The 19,135-nt window shown below is 64.5% G+C and carries 20 protein-coding genes; 13 read left to right on the top strand and 7 right to left on the bottom strand.

Annotation, left to right across the window (positions count from 1 at the left end; translation table 11 throughout):
* Nucleotides 1-161 precede the first annotated feature (161 nt).
* The 3 genes from AC515T_RS12970 to pdxR form a co-directional block, all read right to left on the bottom strand.
* Complete coding sequence (locus AC515T_RS12970) at nt 162-566, bottom strand: cupin domain-containing protein (protein WP_496532803.1); 405 nt, start codon at nt 564-566, stop codon at nt 162-164.
* A gap of 325 nt (nt 567-891) precedes the next feature.
* Entirely contained in the window at nt 892-1,185 is a 294-nt protein-coding gene (locus tag AC515T_RS12975) for an antibiotic biosynthesis monooxygenase family protein (RefSeq protein ID WP_496532804.1), read from the bottom strand.
* A 121-nt stretch (nt 1,186-1,306) separates the two neighbouring features.
* Nucleotides 1,307-2,740: a MocR-like pyridoxine biosynthesis transcription factor PdxR gene (pdxR, locus tag AC515T_RS12980; RefSeq protein ID WP_496532805.1), complete on the bottom strand. Its 1,434-nt coding sequence runs from the start codon at nt 2,738-2,740 to the stop codon at nt 1,307-1,309.
* Nucleotides 2,741-2,934: 194 nt separating this feature from the next.
* On the opposite strand from pdxR, the gene AC515T_RS12985 reads away from it, so the two are divergent.
* Entirely contained in the window at nt 2,935-3,375 is a 441-nt protein-coding gene (locus tag AC515T_RS12985; protein WP_496532806.1) for a carboxymuconolactone decarboxylase family protein, read from the top strand.
* Between the two features lie 136 nt (nt 3,376-3,511).
* On the opposite strand, the gene AC515T_RS12990 is transcribed toward AC515T_RS12985, so the two are convergent.
* Nucleotides 3,512-3,853: a hypothetical protein gene (locus AC515T_RS12990; RefSeq protein WP_496532807.1), complete on the bottom strand. Its 342-nt coding sequence runs from the start codon at nt 3,851-3,853 to the stop codon at nt 3,512-3,514.
* Between the two features lie 205 nt (nt 3,854-4,058).
* Here AC515T_RS12990 and AC515T_RS12995 point away from each other — a divergent pair, with 205 nt between their 5' ends.
* From AC515T_RS12995 to AC515T_RS13005, 3 genes are read left to right on the top strand one after another with little or no spacing between them, the layout of a single operon-like run.
* Nucleotides 4,059-4,691, top strand: a complete 633-nt coding sequence (locus AC515T_RS12995) for a secretin and TonB N-terminal domain-containing protein (protein WP_496533129.1) — start codon at nt 4,059-4,061, stop codon at nt 4,689-4,691.
* Nucleotides 4,688-5,233 (top strand): sigma-70 family RNA polymerase sigma factor, encoded by a 546-nt coding sequence (locus AC515T_RS13000; protein WP_496532808.1) that lies wholly within the window; start codon nt 4,688-4,690, stop codon nt 5,231-5,233. Before AC515T_RS12995 ends, AC515T_RS13000 begins: the two co-directional genes overlap by 4 nt.
* A gap of 37 nt (nt 5,234-5,270) precedes the next feature.
* Nucleotides 5,271-6,212, top strand: a complete 942-nt coding sequence (locus tag AC515T_RS13005) for a FecR family protein (RefSeq protein WP_496533130.1) — start codon at nt 5,271-5,273, stop codon at nt 6,210-6,212.
* A 381-nt stretch (nt 6,213-6,593) separates the two neighbouring features.
* Here the strand turns inward: AC515T_RS13005 and AC515T_RS13010 are convergent, their stop codons facing one another.
* Together AC515T_RS13010 and gspH are read right to left on the bottom strand one after the other, a co-directional pair.
* Nucleotides 6,594-7,205 (bottom strand): type II secretion system protein GspJ, encoded by a 612-nt coding sequence (locus AC515T_RS13010; RefSeq protein ID WP_496532809.1) that lies wholly within the window; start codon nt 7,203-7,205, stop codon nt 6,594-6,596.
* Entirely contained in the window at nt 7,202-7,654 is a 453-nt protein-coding gene (gene gspH, locus AC515T_RS13015) for a type II secretion system minor pseudopilin GspH (RefSeq protein WP_092445040.1), read from the bottom strand. The genes AC515T_RS13010 and gspH overlap by 4 nt, the downstream gene beginning before the upstream one ends.
* A gap of 117 nt (nt 7,655-7,771) precedes the next feature.
* Here gspH and AC515T_RS13020 point away from each other — a divergent pair, with 117 nt between their 5' ends.
* Nucleotides 7,772-8,215, top strand: a complete 444-nt coding sequence (locus AC515T_RS13020) for a type II secretion system protein N (protein ID WP_496532810.1) — start codon at nt 7,772-7,774, stop codon at nt 8,213-8,215.
* Nucleotides 8,216-8,328: 113 nt separating this feature from the next.
* Here AC515T_RS13020 and gspI read toward each other — a convergent pair whose 3' ends face one another.
* Entirely contained in the window at nt 8,329-8,703 is a 375-nt protein-coding gene (gene gspI / locus AC515T_RS13025; protein ID WP_092198320.1) for a type II secretion system minor pseudopilin GspI, read from the bottom strand.
* Nucleotides 8,704-8,851: 148 nt separating this feature from the next.
* Here gspI and gspG point away from each other — a divergent pair, with 148 nt between their 5' ends.
* The 8 genes from gspG (at nt 8,852) to AC515T_RS13065 (ending at nt 18,922) form a co-directional block, all read left to right on the top strand.
* A complete protein-coding gene (gene gspG, locus AC515T_RS13030) occupies nt 8,852-9,301 on the top strand; it encodes a type II secretion system major pseudopilin GspG (protein WP_060742020.1) in 450 nt (149 codons plus the stop codon).
* Between the two features lie 8 nt (nt 9,302-9,309).
* On the top strand, nt 9,310-10,296 hold the full coding sequence (gspK, locus tag AC515T_RS13035) for a type II secretion system minor pseudopilin GspK (protein WP_496532811.1): 987 nt from the start codon (nt 9,310-9,312) through the stop codon (nt 10,294-10,296).
* The gene (gene gspL / locus AC515T_RS13040) at nt 10,293-11,471 is read left to right on the top strand and encodes a type II secretion system protein GspL (protein ID WP_496532812.1); all 1,179 of its coding nucleotides are present in this window, start codon (nt 10,293-10,295) and stop codon (nt 11,469-11,471) included. Before gspK ends, gspL begins: the two co-directional genes overlap by 4 nt.
* Nucleotides 11,464-12,039: a type II secretion system protein M gene (locus tag AC515T_RS13045; RefSeq protein WP_496532813.1), complete on the top strand. Its 576-nt coding sequence runs from the start codon at nt 11,464-11,466 to the stop codon at nt 12,037-12,039. Before gspL ends, AC515T_RS13045 begins: the two co-directional genes overlap by 8 nt.
* Nucleotides 12,036-14,402, top strand: coding sequence for a type II secretion system secretin GspD (gspD, locus tag AC515T_RS13050; RefSeq protein WP_496532814.1), 2,367 nt, complete (start codon nt 12,036-12,038; stop codon nt 14,400-14,402). Before AC515T_RS13045 ends, gspD begins: the two co-directional genes overlap by 4 nt.
* Before the next feature lie 169 nt (nt 14,403-14,571).
* Nucleotides 14,572-15,990: a type II secretion system ATPase GspE gene (gene gspE, locus AC515T_RS13055; protein ID WP_496532815.1), complete on the top strand. Its 1,419-nt coding sequence runs from the start codon at nt 14,572-14,574 to the stop codon at nt 15,988-15,990.
* Complete coding sequence (gene gspF, locus AC515T_RS13060; protein WP_496532816.1) at nt 15,990-17,201, top strand: type II secretion system inner membrane protein GspF; 1,212 nt, start codon at nt 15,990-15,992, stop codon at nt 17,199-17,201. Before gspE ends, gspF begins: the two co-directional genes overlap by 1 nt.
* Before the next feature lie 539 nt (nt 17,202-17,740).
* Complete coding sequence (locus AC515T_RS13065) at nt 17,741-18,922, top strand: substrate-binding domain-containing protein (protein WP_496532817.1); 1,182 nt, start codon at nt 17,741-17,743, stop codon at nt 18,920-18,922.
* The last annotated feature ends 213 nt before the right edge of the window (nt 18,923-19,135 follow it).

Below are 19,135 nucleotides of genomic sequence, written 5' to 3' on the forward strand. Positions count from 1 at the left end.
GCATTGAGAGATGCGGGGCTTTTTTTTGATTAAAGATTCACTGTGGTCCCCTGTGGGAGCGAGCTTGCTCGCGATAGCGGTGGGTCCGCGACATTGAACTTGACTGATCCACCGCCATCGCGAGCAAGCTCGCTCCCACAGGGGGACTGCGTCTCGGCGGGTCAGTTTTTCAGTGGGATCAACACCGCCTCATCCTCTCCCATCACCATGAACACCAGCAACTTGGCCGGTTGGCTCGCGCTGGCGTTTTTCGACACCAGGTGCTCGGACCCCGCCGCTTCATACCAGAATTCCCCGGCCTTGTAGGTCTTCGCCGGCTCGCCCTTGACCTGGGAGGTGATGGCGCCTTCCAGCACATAGGCCATGGCCGTGCCTTCGTGTTTGTGGGCAATGGACGCTTGGCCGGGGGCATAGTTGACGGTCAGCATCATGGCTTTTTTACCTGGAACGTTTTTCAGCATTTGCTCCTGCAACACCGTGACCTTCTCCGAAGGCGCGGCTTCGTGGGCGTAGGTCTGAGTCATGGGCAGCAGGCTGAGGACGGCAAACAGACAAAGGGTTTTCATGAGGGTATGACCTGTGTGGTTTCGAGTGATTTCGCGCTGTCGCGGCGATGGGTTCACCCTAAGCCCCAGGGTGGGGCAAACAAACGTCCAATCTTTCGGAAGGTGGGGAGACCAATTGGCTGGGCCGATGAAGCCATTGGCCGATGGGGGCTTTTGTGGCGAGGGAGCTTGCTCTCGCTGGGCTGCGAAGCAGCCCCAACAGCAACAACTCAATCCATCTGACACGCCGCTTCAACAGGTTTTAGGGTCGCTTCGCAACCCAGCGGGAGCAAGCTCCCTCGCCACGGGGTGAAGCGTTTACTTCAGTGGCCCAGACAGGAATACCTCAGACAACCGGAAAACTATTGAAATCCACGCTTCGGGCCAGGCGGTTGTCGATCAGGCTGATGAAGCCTTGCACTTCCGGGCAGTTGAAGTGGGCTTGCATGGCCGCTTCCGATTGCCAGCGGGCGCTGACGTTCCAGCGGTCGCCATCGTCCGGGCAACGATCGACCAGGTAGGCATCGCAGCCTGGCAGGGCGCGCAGGGTCTCGACGATTTGCTGCAATTGCCGGCCCAGTTCTTCCGAGCGACCGGCGGCGGCTAGCACCTGTACGGTATTGATCACTTGGCGAGACATTGTTTCAGGCTCCTGAATCAAGTCGGACGGGGGTGTTTACTCGCAATGACACCCGTGCAGGATAGGCCTGGCGGCGCGAGGCTCAAACAGCCAATGGGCGGATAAATGCCCAGTCCAATCCTCAGGCCACCTGCTGCAGAATGTCGCGCAAACGGTCGAGGGCGATGTCGATGTCCAGGGTTTCGATCGCACCAAAACCGAAGAACAGGCCCGGCCGCACGGGCACATCATTGAAAAAGCCCTCAAGGCTGTAGAGCCCGACCTCGGCTTTTCGCGCCAGCTCGATCACCAGCGCCAGGTCCATCGGCACCTTGCACAACACCGCCATATGAAAGCCCGCGGTGGTGGGCACGGCCTCGAACCAGGGCGACAAGTCCCCGGCCATGCGCGCCAGGATCCGCTCGCGGCGCCCGGCGTACAGGGTGTGGCAGCGGCGGATGTGCTTGAGCAGGCAGCCTTCGGCGATGAACTTGGCCAGCGCCCATTGGGGTAGGGTGGAGGTGTGCTGGTCAGTGAGGCGCTTGGCCAGGATCACCGCTTCAAGGATCGCCGGCGGCAGGATTGCGTAACCGAGCCGCAGCTCCGGCAACAGGGTCTTGGAGAAGGTGCCGACGTAGGCGACGATGCCGCGCTCATCCAGGCTCTGCAACGAATCGGCGGGCCGACCTTCGTAGCGGAATTCGCTGTCGTAATCGTCTTCGATGATGATCGCCCCCAGCTCATAGGCCCGTGCCAGCAAGGCCTCGCGGCGAGCCTGGCTCATGGGCATGCCCAGGGGAAACTGGTGGGAGGGCGTCACATAAATCAACCGAGTGCCGTCGGGGACCAGGTCCACCCGCATGCCTTGCTCGTCCACCGGCACCCCGGCCACCGTGGCGCCCTGGGAGCCAAACAGCAACCGCGCCGGCGGATAACCCGGATCTTCCATGGCCACCAGGCTGCCGGGACGGGTCAATACCCGCGAGATCAGGTCTAGGGCCTGCTGTGCGCCGTTGCACACCACGACGTCTTCATCCTGGCAATTGACCCCGCGGGAAAACGCGATGTGCCGGGCAATGGCATTGCGCAGCGACGGCAGGCCTTCGGGCTGGCTGTAGAAGCCCTTGGCGCTGGCGATCTGGCGCAGCGCGTGGGCGGTGCAGCGTCGCCAGTCGTCCAGTGGAAACTGGCCCTTGCCGGTGGCGCCGCCGATGAAGTCGTAGCGCAACGCACCTTCGAGGGTGGGGTGGCGCATCAGGTCCGGCATGGTGCGCCAGGCCTCGACGACGTCGGCACCGGCCAGTTCGCGGTGGCTTTGCTTGCGCACGACTTTGGCCGGCCGCGCATTGACGTAGGTGCCTTTGCCGATGATGCCGGTGAGGAAGTTTTCGTAGGTCAGTTGGGCGTAGGTGTCGGAGACGGTCTTGCGCGAGACCCCCAGTTGCTCGGCCAGCAGGCGACTGGGCGGCAGTTGGGTGCCGGCGGCCAGGCGACCGCTCTCGATGGCGCTGCGCAACTGTTGATACAACTGGCCCGACAGGTCCTTGCGGCCGTTGATGACAACATGAAGTTCCATACCCGCAAGCTCCTGGGCGATTGTTGGCGGCCAGCGTCAAAGGCGCAAGATTACCCGCATTGTGCGACTGCGTAGAAGTTGCGTGGAGAAAATCCCGTTCATTGGACTTGTCCCCGGGTTTTTCGACGAATTGGACCTGTCATTGCCCAGCCCCGGGGCCTACCGTGAAGGTCTCGAATGCCACGGAGCCCGCCATGAGCCCGCGTCTGGATTACTACACCGCATCCCCCGGGGCGATGCGCGCCATGATCGGCCTGGAAGCCCTGACCAGTCGCCTGAGTATCGAACCGGCGCTGCTGCACCTGATCAAGATCCGCGCCTCGCAGCTCAATGGCTGTGCCTTCTGCACCGATATGCATTCGGTGGAAGCGCGGCGTCAGGGCGAGACCGAGCGGCGGCTCTACGCGGTGGCGGTATGGCGCGACAGCGGTTTCTTCACGGCCCGCGAACGCGCCGCCCTGGCCTGGACCGAGGCGGTGACGCTATTGGCTGAAAGTCAGGTGTCCGATGACGTCTATGCCCAGGCCCGGGCCTGTTTCAGCGAGGAAGAACTGGTGGACCTGACCCTGGCGATCAGCACCATCAACAGCTGGAACCGGCTGGCGGTGAGTTTTCGCCAGAGTCCGGGTGGTTGATGTTCGTTCATCCGGCCTGAATGCGTTCCTGTGGCGAGGGAGCTTGCTCCCGCTCGGTTGCGCAGCGACCGCAAAATCTTGGGGCCGCTTCGCAGCCCAGCGGGAGCAAGCTCCCTCGCCACAAAAAGCAATATCGTTACTTGGGCAACGGCGAGTTGTTAGCCGGAACCGGCGGCCGCTGGGGCTTGACCGAAGTGCCAAAGGTATTGCCCATGCGCACCCCCGTGGCCGCCGGGGTTGCCAGGCCAATACTGTTCGGCGCACGTTCGTTGACGGGCACGTTCATGGCCTCCCGGGCCTGTTGCGCTGCCTTCGCGGCTTGCGGGTCGTTGCCCATCTGCCGGCTCAGGCAGTTGTAGTCGGGGGTCTTGTAGCCACCCACGGTCACCTCGATACAGGCCGGGGCTTCTTCACCCTGGGCCCAGGGCAGGGCCATGAACAGCCCGAGGCCTGCGATCATGTTCATCCACTGTTTCATCTCCGACCTCCTGGCCCGCCGCAGCGGACGGTGCGTTGTCAGGGGATCAGTCTAGTGCGGTCCAGGGGATTTGTATCAGTTGTCATACGACATTCATAAACACCCCTCAGGATGACGATTTTCAACGGATACGTCAGTCGTGCAGCAGGGCAGAGCCGGGGGCGGACGCGGACGTGGATGGACCAGGGCGCCCTTGGGGTGGTTGATGGTGTTGCTGTGTCTGCTGGCCGGGCCGATCCAGGCGGTTGGCCTGGTGGACCTGGACATCGCGCCCCAGGAACTGACCACGGCGCTGGAGCAGTTCAGTCGCGCGACGGGCATGGCGGTGCTGGTGGATCACCCGCTATCGAGCCAGCGCCAAACGCTGGGCGTGCAGGGGCGGTTCACCCCCGCCGAAGGGTTGCGGGTGTTGCTCAGCGGCACCGGGCTGGCGGCGCATTATGCCCGGGCGGATGCGTTCACGTTGCAGCCGGTGCGGGTCCGCGAGGTGCCGCTGCCTGCCGGCGTCACCCCAGGCTTGAGTGACAGCAACTACGCGGCAGCCATCCAGACGGTCATCCAGCGCAATTTATGTCGTTCACCGTTGACCCGCCCGGGCAGTTTTCGGGCGGTGCTGCAAGTGTGGATCGGCCGGGACGGCGTGGTCCAGCACAGCCGCCTGGTCAGTTCCACGGGCGACCTGATGCGGGACAAGGCCTTGGTCAACAGTTTGCAAAACCTCAGGATCGACCGCCCGGCGCCCAGTTCGCTACGCCAGCCGGTGACCCTGCTTTTGTTACCCGACTCATCAGGAAGAAGCATGGAATGCATGACAGGGGAAGGGGTGTCGGGGCGATGAAAGACACCGGTCGCAGCCCGTTGGTGAAACTGTTCCTCACCTCCTATGAGGATTTCAGGGTACGCCTGCGCAGGCGCCTGGGTTCCGAGGAACTGGCCAACGACGTGCTGCATGAAACCTACCTGCGGGTCGATCGCATGGTCGACACGCCGGACATCGCCCAGCCCAATGCGTATCTGTATCGCATGGCCCTGAACATCGCCGCCGACCGTCGGCAGGCCGATGCGCGCTTGCTGACGGGCGATGAAGTCGAGGAGTTGCTGCAAGTCTCGGACGAGGCGCTGGACCCGGCCCGGGTGGTGGGTGGGCAGAAGGAGTTGCAGACCTTGCTCAAGGCCTTGTACGAACTGCCGGCGCGCCGACGCAGGATTTTCATCGCCGCTCGCCTGGAAGAGGCGCCGCACCTGGAAATTTCCCAGCGCTTCGGTATTTCCACCCGCATGGTGGAGAAGGAAATCAAGGCGGCGCTGGGGCATTGTGCTCTGCGCCTGGAAAGAAAAGTCATTCAGCGGTTCGGTCCCGGCGCGGGAAAACCGTCTTGAGAGTAGAGACCCGACCCTTTCATGAGTGTGTGTGCGCTTGAACATCTTCAGCATCGCTTCCCCTGACGCCACGCCCCAGGCCCGATTGGCCAGCGAGGCCCGAGACTGGCTGATCCTGCTGACCTCGGGGCGTGCCACCGTGGCCGATGCCCGGGCCTTGCGCCTGTGGTGCGGGCAAAGCCCCGAACATGCGCAGGCCTTCGAACAGGCCAAGGCGCTGTGGCAGGGGCTGCAACCCGCCGCCGCAGCGTTGCAGGCGCCCCGGCATTTCGGTCGTCGGGCGTTGTTGGGGGGCGCCATCGCCGCATCGGCGGCCTTCCTGTTGATCCGCGCCACGGTACCCGGCGGTGTTTCCGGGCTGGGGGCCGACTACATCACCGATGTCGGCGAACAGCGCCGAGTGGAATGGGCCGAGGGCGTCAGCCTGGAACTCAACACCCAGACCCGTCTCAGCCGCCGCGCGCTGGCCGATGGCGGGCAAGGGTTGGAATTGCTCAGTGGCGAAATTGAAGTGCAGGGGCGCAGTGCCCAGGTGGTCAGTGTCCAGGCCGGCGCCGGTTGGATCAGCGCCGCCCGGGCACGCTTCAACATCCGCTACACCGACCAGAGCGTCTGCGCGACCTGCCTGGAGGGCGTGGTGCAGGTCGAGGTGCAAGGCCAGCGGTTTCGCCTGGAACCGGGTATGCAGCTGACTTACGACCCTCACCAGGTGGGCGTTCTCAAGCGTGCCGATGTGTCGGCCGCCATTGCCTGGCGTGAGCAGGTCCTGGTGTTCAACGACGCGTCCCTGGCCAGCGTCATCGATGAAATCAACCGCTACCGTCCCGGCATGTTGCTGCTGCTCAACCGTGAATTGGGCCAGCGCAAGGTCCAGGCACGGTTTCGCCTAGACCAGTTGGCGGGCGTGGCGCTGTTGATCCGCGATGCCTACGGCGCCAAATGCACCGAATTGCCGGGTGGGGTGGTGGTGCTGAGCTGAGGCCAGCGGCGTCTGGGCGGGCATCATCGCGAGCAAGCTCGCTCCCACAAGGGACCTGTGCCGGGCCCGAAACCTGAGGCCACCCAATAACCCTGTGGGAGCGGGCTTGCTCGCGAAGAGGCCTGTAGGCTCGACATCAATGTCGACTGTCATGGCGCTTTCGCGAGCAAGCCCGCTCCCACAAGGAACCTGTGCTTGGCTCAAGTCTTCGGTTCACTCCATAACCCTGTGGGAGCGAGCCTGTGTCTGGCTCAAGTCTTCATTTCATAACCTGTGGGAGCGAGCTTGCTCGCGATGGGGCCGGCACATTCGACATCATCTTCAATAGACCCGCCACTATCGCGAGCAAACTCGCTCCCACAGGGGACAGTGTTGTTCGGCTTATTCCAGTGGCCCTAATACCTGCCGATACTTCTCGACGCCCTGGGGTGTCTGGCGAGTCAGGCTGATCTCGATGCCTGTCGGGTTTTCCTGGCGGTTACCGCTGAGTTTGCGCCAGCCTTTTTCCGTGTCCCAGTACCGCAGTGCGGCGTCGCTGACATCACTGAGCACGGCCACGCCCGAGCCGGGTGCGGGCAGGGGGTAGCGGTTGCGGGCCTGGCCTTGGGCGCGGTAAAGCGTGTCGCCCTTGAGCCACCAGCGCACCCGTTGCAGCTCGCCTTCCTGGGCCGCCGCCACGCGGATCACATCCAGGCGAAAGCCCCGGCCTTCGGTGCTGCGCACGGTGAGGGCGGGCGGCGCGGTCGAGGGCGGGTCGTCGACGCCGGGCTTGAGCGGTTCACTCAGCTCGATGCTGGCGCGCAGGGCGACGTCGCGCTCCAGTTGGTTCAAGACCCGCAGCAGCGCTTCGGTCTGTTCGGTACTGGCCTGCAAATGGCTGTCGGCACGGGTCACGCTGTCCAGCCCGCGCCAGGCGATCAGACTGACCACCGCCATCAGCAGGATCGCCACCATCACTTCCAGCAAGGTGAAACCCGCCTGCCGGGCGCTCATTGGAGTTGCACCCGTCCGGCGGCACTGCGTTGCACGGTGAGGCTGTTCTGGCCGTCCGACAAGCGGATCTGCAAGGGCTCGCCGATCCACTCGGCATTCAGCACGACCCGCTGCCTGGGTTCCACGCGAACCTCCATCGACGGACTCTGCCAGCGCCGTCGACGCAGTTGCGGGTCGTCCTCGAAGCGATCAACCCCGGTGCCCCGGTCCGCGCGGCGACTGAAGCCAAAGCCCTTGGCGTCCCAGCGCCAGGTAATCGGCCGCCCGTCGGTGCGCGCTTCGGTCTGGGCCAGTTGCAACAGCTGCACCAGCCGTTCGCCATCCTGGCGCAGCAACTTCAACGGGTCCGGCTTGATGCTCAGGCTCACGGCGGCACTGGCGATGCCGATGATCACCAGCACCACCATCAATTCGATCAGGGTAAAACCGCGTTGCTTGCCGAGGTTCATGCGCGCTCCTTTGCGTAAAGGTCACTCTGCACGGTGAAGATGATAAGGATGTGAAATAAAACGGAGAGAATTGACGCGTACGCTGCAAGCTGGAATCAAAAAAAGGAGATTCAGGCCATGGCGTTCATCGAGCGTGTGTCCCCGGCGCAAATCGTCCAGGCCGTGGGCTTGTTGGCGGCGTTGGCCGGGGTGGCGACCTGGTCTTCGCTGCTGCTCACCTCGGCCGAGTCCCGCACGCCGGACGTCGCCCCGCAACGCATGGCCGAGCGTTCCGATAACCCGGCGTTGCAATGGTTCTCCAACCAGCCGGCACCGGTGGACATCAAGGTCAGCGGGGTGATGGCCGGCACCCACGCCGCCGTGGCGATTCTCAGCCTCAACGACGGGCCGCCGCGCAGTTTCCTGGTGGGTGAGCGCGTGGCCCAAGGGGTGCGGCTGGTGGCGATCGAGGCGCAGGCGGTGGTCATCGAACGTGGCAACGAACAGACCCGACTGGCCCTGGCCCGGTTGCCGGACTCAGTGAGTTTGCCTTCCCTGACTTCCCCCGAAAATCAGCGCTGAACCCCTGTGGCGAGGGAGCTTGCTCCCGCTGGGTCGCAAAGCGGCCCCAAAATCCTGCGGTCGCTGCGCAACCGAGCGGGAGCAAGCTCCCTCGCCACAAGAGCGCCCACCTTTTATTTCTCCCGGCTGACCAACGTCTCCAACCGAGCCAGTGGCGGTGCTTCGCGACTGCGGTCCGACACGCTCAGTTCAACCCGCAGCAGCCGGCCGTTTTCCGCCGGGCGCAGGGTCTGTTCGCAGCGCAGCAGCAAGCGCCCCTGGTCGCACTCGAACACTTTCGAGCCTTGGGCAAAACGGCCTTCCAGACGCAACTGCGCCAGTTGGCTGCGGGCGGCCAGCAGGGCGATGGATTTGTCTCGCAACAGGCCGTTGCTCTGGGTCATCACCGCGGCCACGCGCACGGCGGCCGACATGGCCACGGCGATGATCGCCAGGGCCACCAGCACTTCGATCAGGGTGAAGCCGGCTTGCGGAGCAGGGCGTGGCATGGCGCGGGCTCGAGGGCGAGGACAACCTGCAACGCTAGCCGACGTTCGTGACCGATTGACGACGCAAGCTCCTGAGCAATTTCAATATCACTGACATATTTTCTTGCAACACTGCGCCTCGAATCGAATCCAGCGAAGGACCGTCGAGATGCAGATCGCCCGTTACAACGCCCGTTCCCAAGGCCCTCGCGGGCAGCGGGGTTTCACCCTGATCGAAATCATGGTCGTGGTGGTGATCCTCGGCATCCTGGCGGCGATGGTGGTGCCCAAGGTTCTCGACCGTCCCGATCAGGCGCGGGCAACGGCGGCGAAACAGGACATTGGCGGCCTGATGCAAGCCTTGAAGCTGTACCGCCTGGATCACGGCAGTTACCCGAGCATGAACCAGGGCCTCAAGGTGCTGGTGGAGAAACCGGCCGACGCGAAAAACGGCACCTGGCGCTCCTACCTCGAGCGCCTGCCCAACGACCCATGGGGTCGCCCCTACAACTACCTCAACCCCGGTGCCAACGGCGAAGTCGATATCTTTTCCCTGGGGGCCGACGGCCAGCCTGATGGCGACGGCGTGAATGCCGACATTGGCTCCTGGCAGTTGTAAGGGCCGTGATGCGAACGGATTCGCCCCTCGCGGCGAAGCAGCGCGGCATGGCGGTGATCAGTGCCTTGCTGATCGCTGCCGTGGTGGCGGTCATCGCCGGCGGCATGCTGACCCGCCAGACCCTGTTCACCCGCAGCCTGGAGGCCGAGCAGTTGCGCGTCCAAGGCACGGCGCGGTTGCAGGGTGGTTTGCAACTGAGTCGCCAGTTGCTCTGGGACGCCCGCCAGCGCGATCCACTGACGCGCTTCGGCCAACCCTGGGCGAAACCCATCGTGATGCCGGGCGCAGGCCAGGTCGACACGCCGTTCGAAGGCCAGTTGGAAGATGAGCAAGGCAAGTTCAACCTGCGCAACCTTGTCGTCAATGAGCGCGTGGACGAGGAACAGGTGCGCGCTTTCGAACGCCTGTGCCAGCAGTTGGGCGTGGCCGCGCCGGTCCGCACGCGCATCGTCGAAAGGGTGGTCGAGGCCTATCCGCGCCTGTTGAATCCGCAGCGGCTGGACCAGGCGCCAAAGGCCAATACCTTCAACAGCGGCCGCGAAACCTCGCCAGGGGCCGACAACACGCCGCTGGCGCCGACGCGCCCGATGCTGCGTACTTTGCAAGACCTGCGCAGCGTCAAGGGCGTCACCACGCGGTTACTGGACACACTGACGCCGTACGTGACGATCCTGCCGGCCAACACCTGGATCAATGGCAATACCGCCAGTGCCCCGGTGCTGGCCGCCTACGTGCCGGGGCTGTCGCTGCAACGGGCCGAGGCACTGGTCAGGGAGCGCGACGGCGGCCACTGGTTTATCAACCGCGGGGATTTCGTCAATCGCCTGCGCATGCCGGAGCTGGAGAACGCCAACGTCAAGGTCGGCATCACCAGCGACTGGTTCCGCTTGCGGGGCCAGGCGCGCAGCGGTGAGCGGCGGGTAGAACTGGAGGCTTTGCTGCAACGCACCGAGGACCGTTTGCCCCAGGTGATCTGGTCAAGGGTGGGCGTATGACGCGCTTGCGCATTGCCCTGGCGCCGCTGTGCAGCCTGGACCTCGACAGTGTGGTGGCGTTTGCCTGGCTGGATCGCCAGGGCCAGGTTTGCGAGCAAGGCCGCAGTAGCCTGCGGGCGTTGGGCCAGGGCGGCAAAAACCTTTCGGTGGAGTGTTTCCTTCATCCCCGCGACAGCCTGTTGACTCGCCTGGAGTTGCCGCTATTACCGGCGGCCAAGATCACCGCGGCGGTGACGTGCGCGGCCCAGGCCCTGATGCTCGGTGCCAGCGAACACATGCAGGTGGCCCACAGCCCGCGCGACGTTGATGGGCAGGTGCAGATCGCCTGGCTGGACCGTGAATCCCTCGCCAATCTCGGGCGGCTTGTGCACCAGGCCGGCATGAAGCTGCGCGGCCTCTATCCGGCGGCCTACGCCTTGCCGGTGCTGTCGGGGCCGGTGGCCTGCATCGAGGACGACCATCTGCTGGTGCGCCATGGCTTGCAGCACGCCGTGGTGCAACCGTTGCAGCAAGAGGCGTTGGACGAGTGGCTGCTGGAAATCGGGGCCGGGCTGCACTGGGTCGGCGAAGCGCCGCAACCTTCCCTCGGCACCTTGGCCGAAACCCAGCGCTGGACCGGTCCTGCGCCGGGCTGGGGCTTGCATGCCGGCCTTTCGCGTAACGCCACCGAGCGTGGCGGCTGGGGGCGGGCGGCGGCGATCTGTGCGGCAGCGCTGGCGGTGTGGGTGGTCGGGCTGAACCTCTACGCCGCCCGCGAAGCGGCCCAGGGCCAACGGCTCAAGGCGCAGATGAGCCAGCGGGTGAAACAGGCGTTTCCCGAGCTGCCGGTGATCCTCAACCCGCTGCAACAGGCACGCCAGCAAATCGCGGCGCGCCAGAGCGGTGCGGCGACCGACCCGGGCCAACGTTTTGCCAGCCTGGTGCAGCAAGCGGGCAGCGCCATGCCGTTCATGAGCGGCAATGTCCAGGCATTGGTGTTCGAGAACGATGAATTGCGCCTGAGTGTCGTGGCCGAGGCGCAGAAAACCACCGCCGAAGAAGATTGGAAAATCCCCCTGGCCCAGGCTGGGATCGACGTCGCTGCCATCGACCAGGGCTGGCGCCTGCGGGTGGCCCCGGCCGGCCAGGGTAGCCAAGACACCCCCGACGAAACCCCGGACGCCGCTGATGAATAAGCATTCCCTGGTACTGGCGCGGGCTCGTTGGCAAACCTTTCGCACGCGTTTGCGCACGTTCTGGCAGGGGCTTGCCGTGCGCGAACAAGCCGCCGTTGCCCTGGCTGCGTTGGTGTTGGGCGGCTGTCTGGTCTGGCTTGCGTTGATTGAGCCACCGCTCAAGACCATCGCCTACTGGCAAGCCGAAACCCCGAAGCTGCGGTCGCAGACCGAGGCCCTTGAAGTGTTGTTGCGTGACGTCGCCGGGCCTGCACAAGGCCTGCCCCTCGAAGCCGCCCTGCGCCAGAGCCTGGACGCCAGCGGCTTGAGCCAGCACTACCAATTACAAGCGCCCGGCACCGAGTTCCCCAATGCCTGGCAGCTCACGTTCGACCAGGCCCCGGCGGAGGCGGTGATCAGCTGGCTGCTGGGCAACCCACGGCAGTTCTCCTTGGAAGTGATCGAGGCCCGTTTGCAGCGCACCGCCCTTGCCAATCCCGATAACCACGACAACCTCGACAACAGCGCCGGCACACTGTCCGGAACCGTTCGCATGGATCAGGCGCAAAGCGCTAAGGAAGCTTCATGAAAGGGGCCCGATACCCACGTCATTGGCGCAAGGCCGCGCCGCTGTTGTTGCTGGCGTTGAGTGCGTGCAACAGCACGCCGCCCGCGTCGCAGCCACCGTTGCTGGTGGACAGCGAGCTGGGTATTCCGTTGGGGAGTACCCAGCGCAGCGGCGATGCATTGCTCGATCGCCAGCGGGCCCAGGACCTGCGTGAACGCAAGCCCGCGGTGCGGCATCAGGTCGACCTCACCGCCCGTGCCCGAGCGCCGAGCAGCCAAGCGCCGGCGCGCACGCCCCTGGGGGATCAACCGGTGACGCTGAATTTCGTCGAGGCGGATATCCAGGCGGTGGTGCGGGCCTTGTCCCGTTCCACCGGCCAACAGTTCCTGGTGGACCCGCGGGTCAAGGGCAACCTGACGCTGGTTTCCGAAGGCCAGGTCCCGGCTCACCAGGCCTACGACATGTTGCTGGCCGCGCTGCGCATGCAAGGCTTCAGCGTGGTGGACGTAGGCGGCGTGGCCCAGGTGGTGCCGGAGGCCGATGCCAAGCTGCTGGGAGGGCCGATCTACAGCGCCGACAAACCGGCCGGCAACGGCATGCTGACACGCACCTTCCGCCTGCAATACGAAAACGCGGTGAACCTGATCCCGGTGCTGCGCCCGATCGTGTCGCCGAACAACCCGATCAATGCCTACCCGGGCAACAACACCATTGTCGTCACCGATTACGCTGAAAACCTGGCGCGGGTGGCGCAGCTCATCGAAGGCATCGACACCCCGAGTGCCATCGACACCGACGTGGTGCCGATCCACAACGGTATCGCCGTCGACATCGCGCAAATGGTCTCCGACCTGCTGGAAACCCAGGGTGGCGACCAGACCCAGAAGATCAACGTGATCGGCGACCCGCGCTCCAATTCCATCATCATCCGCGCCGGCAGCCCCGAGCGCACCGAGCTGGCGCGCAACCTGATCTACAAGCTCGACAACGCCCAGAACAACCCGAGCAACCTGCACGTGGTGTACCTGCGCAATGCCCAGGCCGGCAAACTGGCCCAAGCCCTGCGCGGCTTGCTCACCGGGGAAAGCGAAGGCGAGGGCAACGACAACTCGCGCTCGGTACTCAGTGGCATGGGGGGCAGCACCAATGGCCAGAGCGGGCAGGGCAGCAGTGGCGATGGCACCAGCAGCAGCACCACCAGCGGCAGCGGGTCGACCAGCGGCAACGGCTACGCCCAGGGCAGCAACGGGACCACCGCCGCTTCGACGAAAAACGAACAGAACACCGCTTTCAGCGCCGGCGGTGTGACCATCCAGGCCGACGCCACCACCAACACCTTGCTGATCTCCGCGCCGGACCCGCTGTACCGCAACCTGCGGGAAGTCATCGACCTGCTGGACCAGCGTCGCGCCCAAGTGGTGATCGAGAGCTTGATCGTCGAGGTCGGCGAGGACGACGCCAGCGAGTTTGGTGTGCAATGGCAGACCGGCAACCTCGGTGGCAGCGGTGTGATCGGCGGGGTCAATCTCGGCGGCACGGGGCTCAACCTCAATGGCAAGACCAGCATCGACGTGCTGCCCCAAGGCCTGAACCTGGGCCTGGTCAACGGCACCGTGGACATTCCCGGCATCGGCAAGATCCTCGACCTCAAGGTCCTGGCCCGGGCCTTGAAGAGCAAGGGCGGCACCAATGTGCTGTCGACGCCGAACCTGCTGACCCTGGACAACGAAGCGGCGAGCATTTTCGTCGGCCAGACCATTCCCTTCGTCAGCGGCAGCTACGTCACCGGCGGGGGCGGCACCAGCAACAACCCGTTCCAGACCGTGACCCGCGAGGAGGTGGGCTTGAAGCTCAATGTCCGGCCGCAGATTTCCGAAGGCGGGACGGTCAAGCTCGATATCTATCAGGAGGTCAGCAGCGTCGACAATCGCGCTTCGAGCACCACGGGCATCGTCACCAACAAACGCGCCATCGACACCAGCATCCTGCTCGACGACGGGCAGATCATGGTTCTTGGCGGGCTGCTGCAGGATGGCTACAGCCAGAGCAACGACGCGGTGCCGTGGCTGTCGACCCTTCCCGGGATCGGCGCGCTGTTTCGCAACGAGCGGCGGCAGATCACCAAGACCAACCTGATGGTGTTCCTGCGGCCCTACATCATCCGCGACACGGCGGCGGGCCGCGGCATCACCCTCAACCGCTACGACTTCATGCGTCGCGCCCAAGGCCTGCTGCAACCGGATCGCAGTTGGGCGATGCCGGACATGCAAGCCCCGCAATTGCCGGCCTCGGCCCGGGCGATCCCGGGGGCCGCGCCGGCTGGATTGCAGACGCCGAGGGCGGTGATCAAGGCGGTGCCGGCAACGGAGCCGGTTGGACAATGAGTACCGTGGCGAGGGAGCTTGCTCCCGCTGGGCTGCGCAGCAGACCCGAAACCTGGCGCCTCGGTGCGTCAGGCAGATCGTATTCAACCTGTTTGGGGTCGCTGCGCAACCCAGCGGGAGCAAGCTCCCTCGCCACGGGGGGCATGTCAGTCATAGAGGAGGCGTCGGTATGAACACCCTCCCATACGCCTGGGCCAAGGCCCAGCGCCTGGTGTTGCGCCAGTCCGACGAGGGCGCGGTGCTGATGGTGTGCCCGTCCACGCCGGGCTGGTCCATCAGTGAAGTGCGCCGTCAGTTCGGCGAAGTGCGGCTGGAGCGGGTGCGCGACGAGGAGCTCGATGGACTGCTCAACAGTGCCTACGCTGACACCGGCAGTGCCGCCGCAGTGGTGGGCGCGGCGGAAAACGAAGTCGACCTCGACCGCCTGATGCAGGACATCCCCGAGATCACCGACCTGCTGGACACCCAGGACGGCGCGCCGGTGATCCGCATGATCAACGCTTTGCTGACCCAGGCCGCCCGGGATGAAGCCAGCGACATTCATATCGAGCCTTACGAAAGCCATTCGGTGGTGCGCTACCGCGTCGACGGCACCCTGCGCGATGTGGTTTCGCCACGCAAGGCCCTGCACGGCGCCCTGGTGTCACGGATCAAGATCATGGCCCAGCTCGACATCGCCGAAAAGCGCCTGCCCCAGGACGGGCGCATCGCCTTGCGCGTCGCCGGGCGACCGATCGATATCCGCGTCTCGACGGTGCCCACCGGCCACGGCGAACGGGTGGTGATGCGGTTGCTGGACAAGCAGGCCGGCCGCCTGCAACTGGAAACCCTGGGTATGGACCCGGACGTGCTGGGCAAGCTCGATCACCTGATCCGCCAGCCCCACGGCATCGTCCTGGTCACCGGCCCTACCGGCAGCGGCAAGACCACCAGCCTCTACGCCGCCCTGGCCCGGCTGGACGCCAGCGTGCACAACATCCTCACCGTGGAAGATCCGGTGGAATACGACCTGCCGGGCATCAGCCAGATCCAGGTCAACGCCAAGATCGACATGACCTTCGCCCTGGCGTTGCGGGCGATTCTGCGCCAGGACCCGGACATCATCATGATCGGCGAAATCCGCGACCTGGAGACCGCGCAAATCGCCGTACAGGCCTCCCTCACCGGGCACCTGGTACTCGCCACGCTGCACACCAACGATGCGGTATCGGCCATCAACCGCTTGATCGACATGGGCGTCGAGCCGTTCCTGCTGGCCTCGTCAATGCTCGGCGTGCTCGCCCAGCGACTGGTGCGCAGGCTCTGCCCACAATGCAAACAGGCCGATCCGGCCACGCCCGGCACCTGGCGCCCGGTGGGTTGCCCGAGCTGCAACCAGACCGGCTACAGCGGTCGCACCGGTATCCATGAACTGTTCTGCATCGACGATGACATTCGCACGCTGATCCACCAGGGGGCAGGGGAGCAGGCACTGCGCGCCGCCGCCCGCCAGGCCGGTATGTTCAGCATGCGCGAGGACGGTGAGCGCTGGGTGCGCAGTGGCACCACGGCCCCTGAAGAAATCCTGCGCGTGACACGGGACGCCTGATGAATCGCTACCGTTTTGAAGCGGCCGACGCTACCGGCAAGATCGAGATCGGGCACCTGGAAGCCGACAGCCAGGGGGCCGCCTTCAACCTGTTGCGCAGTCGCGGGCTGACGGCATTGCAGGTGCAGATCGAGCGCAACACGACACCGGCCAACGGCGGTGGCTTGTTCAGCGCCAAGCTCTCGGACAACGACCTGGCCTGGGCCACCCGGCAACTGGCGAGCCTGCTGGGCGCCAGCCTGCCGCTGGAAGCCGCGTTGAGCGCCACGGTGGAGCAGGCCGAGCGCAAGCACATCGCCCAGACCCTCAGCGCGGTGCGCGCCGATGTGCGCAGCGGCATGCGCCTGGCCGAAGCCCTGGCGGCACGGCCCCGGGACTTTCCGGAAATCTATCGGGCGTTGATTGCCGCCGGTGAAGAGTCCGGCGACCTGGCCCAGGTGATGGAGCGGTTGGCGGATTACATCGAGGAACGCAACAACCTGCGGGGCAAGATCCTCACGGCGTTCATCTACCCCGGGGTGGTGGGGCTGGTGTCGGTCGCCATCGTGATTTTCCTGCTCAGCTACGTGGTACCCCAGGTGGTCAGTGCATTTTCCCAGGCCCGCCAGGACCTGCCCGCGCTGACCGTGGCGATGCTCACTGCCAGTGATTTCATTCGTGCCTGGGGCTGGTTGTGTTTTGGCGTGCTGGCCGGTGGGTTCTGGAGTTGGCGTATGTACTTGCGCAAACCGGCGGCGCGGTTGAACTGGCACGCACGGGTGCTGCGCCTGCCGCTGATTGGGCGTTTTGTATTGGGCCTCAACACCGCGCGTTTTGCCTCGACCCTGGCGATCCTCGGCGGCGCCGGGGTGCCATTGCTGCGGGCGCTCGAAGCCGCGCGCCAGACGCTGTCCAACGACCGCCTGAGCCTGAGCGTCAGCGAGGCCACGGCCAAAGTCCGGGAAGGGGTCAACCTGGCGGCGGCGCTGCGGATTGAAAAAGTCTTCCCGCCGGTGCTGATCCACCTGATCGCCAGCGGCGAGAAAACCGGTTGCCTGCCACCGATGCTCGAACGCGCCGCGCAAACCCTGTCCCGCGACATCGAACGCCGCGCCATGGGCATGACCGCGCTGCTGGAGCCGTTGATGATCGTGGTCATGGGCGGCGTGGTGCTGGTGATTGTCATGGCCGTGCTGCTGCCGATCATCGAGATCAATCAGTTGGTCCAGTAAACCGAGCATTTTCTGGTTACCACCACTCTTGCGGCAAGCACAGCCCCTGTGGCGAGGGAGCTTGCTCCCGCTGGGCTGCGCAGCAGCCCCAAAACCTGACACCTCGGTACATCAGGCGAAGCGCGTTCGGCCTGTTTGGGGTCGCTTCGCAACCCAGCGGGAGCAAGCTCCCTCGCCACAAAAGCTGCGAATATTTTTGCACTGCCACAACACCTCCCGAGCCCCGTCCGCGCCAAACTCGGGTTCCTCGTTCTGTCATGTTTGCGCGCCGCACGACCGCCTGCCGTCGGCTTCCCTGACAACCCTTGTCGTATCCCCGCAAAACCAGCCCGGACCCTCAACCCAGAGCCCTCGAACACCCGAGGAAAAAACTCGAAAAACAGCCTCAGCTCCCGAGGTTTTTTCCTTTATCTGTCACCGGAAGCTGCGAATTTCTAACCCATGGCCTCACCCCATCGCCATCGGCACAGGACCGAGCGCCATGACGGCAAGCATGCGTCACCCAACCTACGTACGAACACGATGAAAGGAGATTCTTCATGTTTAAGCGCACTATGATCGCAGCGTCCCTGGCAGTAGCCGCCCTGGCTTCGGCCCAATCGATGGCCGCGGTTGTCGGTGGCGGTGCCACCCTGCCTGAGAGACTCTACAACGGCGCTTCGCCTCTGCCACGTCTGCTGCCAACAGACTTCAGCTACACCGGTGTCGGCAGCGGCGCCGGCAAGACGGCTTTCCTGACCAACGCACCGGCTTCGATCAACCAGCCTGCCGGTACCCCGGTTGACTTCGCCGGTAGCGACTCGGTCATCAGCCAGACTGAGCTGACCAACTACAACAACGCCTTCGGTGCCACCTTCGGCAAACTGATCCAGATTCCATCGGTCGGCACTTCGGTCACCATCCCCTACAAGAAGTCCGGCACCACTACCCTGCAACTGACCGGCGCCCAACTGTGCAGCATTTTCTCCGGCGCCGTGACCACCTGGGGCCCGATCCTGGGTAACAGCGACGCCACCCCGATCAAGGTCATCTACCGTTCCGGCAGCAGCGGCACCACAGAATTGTTCGCCCGCTTCCTGAATGATTCCTGCCCTGCCCAGTTCGGCGTCAGCAGCACCTTCACCACTGCCAAAGTAGGCGCCGAGCCTGCCAACTGGCAAGCCGTTGCCGGCAGCGCTGACATAGTGACCGCAGTCAACGCCACCGATGGTGCCATCGGTTATGTCAGCCCTGACTTTGTTTCCCCCAACAACAACGCCGTGGTTGCTCGTGTCAGCAAAAACGCCGTAGCCGCCGGCACTGCTCCACTGCCAAGCCTGGCCAACACCACCGCCGCCCTGGGTACTGCTCCAGTTCCAGCTACCGCTGCCGATCGTGCCAACCCATTGAAGTGGGTACCCACCTTCGGTTCCGCCGCCGGTGACACCGCTGTACCAACCGGCGCCAACCAGTACCCGATCGTGGGTTACACCAACCTGCTCGTAGGTCAGTGCTACAAGACCGCTGCTGATGCCACCGCCATCCGCAACTTCCTGACCAGCGTGTACACCGGCACTAAAAACACCATCATCAACGCCCACGCCTTTGCCATCGTACCGGGCACCAGCGCAACACCGACCAACCTGGCCGGCGAAATCAAGAAAACCTTCCTCGACAACGCTTATGGCGACGGCCTGGATATCGCCAACGTAAGCGTCTGCAACGGCAAGGGTCGTTTGTAAGCTGCACGCAGGAAGCACCTTCCGGCCACAGGATGTGGCCACTCTGAACACAGCATCGGTAGCGGCCAGGTTGGCGCTACCGATGTTGTTTTTCTGCGCCTGACGACTTTGAGCAGGCCGATGCGCCGAATGATTTCGCTACCCGGCGAGCACGCATATGAACTTTGTATGACAAGCGTTCGGTCGCGCACCTTTGTAACCGCCTATAGATAT

The sequence above is a fragment of the Pseudomonas sp. FSO-7 genome (genome assembly GCF_059579345.1).

Excerpts from the sequence above, each read along its gene's own strand:
- AC515T_RS12970 (WP_496532803.1), bottom strand. The coding sequence starts at position 566 with ATGAAAACCCTTTGTCTGTTTGCCGTCCTCAGCCTGCTGCCCATGACT.
- AC515T_RS12975 (WP_496532804.1), bottom strand. The coding sequence starts at position 1,185 with ATGTCTCGCCAAGTGATCAATACCGTACAGGTGCTAGCCGCCGCCGGT.
- pdxR (WP_496532805.1), bottom strand. The coding sequence starts at position 2,740 with ATGGAACTTCATGTTGTCATCAACGGCCGCAAGGACCTGTCGGGCCAG.
- AC515T_RS12985 (WP_496532806.1), top strand. The coding sequence starts at position 2,935 with ATGAGCCCGCGTCTGGATTACTACACCGCATCCCCCGGGGCGATGCGC.
- AC515T_RS12990 (WP_496532807.1), bottom strand. The coding sequence starts at position 3,853 with ATGAAACAGTGGATGAACATGATCGCAGGCCTCGGGCTGTTCATGGCC.
- AC515T_RS12995 (WP_496533129.1), top strand. The coding sequence starts at position 4,059 with ATGGTGTTGCTGTGTCTGCTGGCCGGGCCGATCCAGGCGGTTGGCCTG.
- AC515T_RS13000 (WP_496532808.1), top strand. The coding sequence starts at position 4,688 with ATGAAAGACACCGGTCGCAGCCCGTTGGTGAAACTGTTCCTCACCTCC.
- AC515T_RS13010 (WP_496532809.1), bottom strand. The coding sequence starts at position 7,205 with ATGAGCGCCCGGCAGGCGGGTTTCACCTTGCTGGAAGTGATGGTGGCG.
- gspH (WP_092445040.1), bottom strand. The coding sequence starts at position 7,654 with ATGAACCTCGGCAAGCAACGCGGTTTTACCCTGATCGAATTGATGGTG.
- AC515T_RS13020 (WP_496532810.1), top strand. The coding sequence starts at position 7,772 with ATGGCGTTCATCGAGCGTGTGTCCCCGGCGCAAATCGTCCAGGCCGTG.
- gspI (WP_092198320.1), bottom strand. The coding sequence starts at position 8,703 with ATGCCACGCCCTGCTCCGCAAGCCGGCTTCACCCTGATCGAAGTGCTG.
- gspG (WP_060742020.1), top strand. The coding sequence starts at position 8,852 with ATGCAGATCGCCCGTTACAACGCCCGTTCCCAAGGCCCTCGCGGGCAG.
- gspK (WP_496532811.1), top strand. The coding sequence starts at position 9,310 with ATGCGAACGGATTCGCCCCTCGCGGCGAAGCAGCGCGGCATGGCGGTG.
- gspL (WP_496532812.1), top strand. The coding sequence starts at position 10,293 with ATGACGCGCTTGCGCATTGCCCTGGCGCCGCTGTGCAGCCTGGACCTC.
- AC515T_RS13045 (WP_496532813.1), top strand. The coding sequence starts at position 11,464 with ATGAATAAGCATTCCCTGGTACTGGCGCGGGCTCGTTGGCAAACCTTT.
- gspD (WP_496532814.1), top strand. The coding sequence starts at position 12,036 with ATGAAAGGGGCCCGATACCCACGTCATTGGCGCAAGGCCGCGCCGCTG.
- gspE (WP_496532815.1), top strand. The coding sequence starts at position 14,572 with ATGAACACCCTCCCATACGCCTGGGCCAAGGCCCAGCGCCTGGTGTTG.
- gspF (WP_496532816.1), top strand. The coding sequence starts at position 15,990 with ATGAATCGCTACCGTTTTGAAGCGGCCGACGCTACCGGCAAGATCGAG.
- AC515T_RS13065 (WP_496532817.1), top strand. The coding sequence starts at position 17,741 with ATGTTTAAGCGCACTATGATCGCAGCGTCCCTGGCAGTAGCCGCCCTG.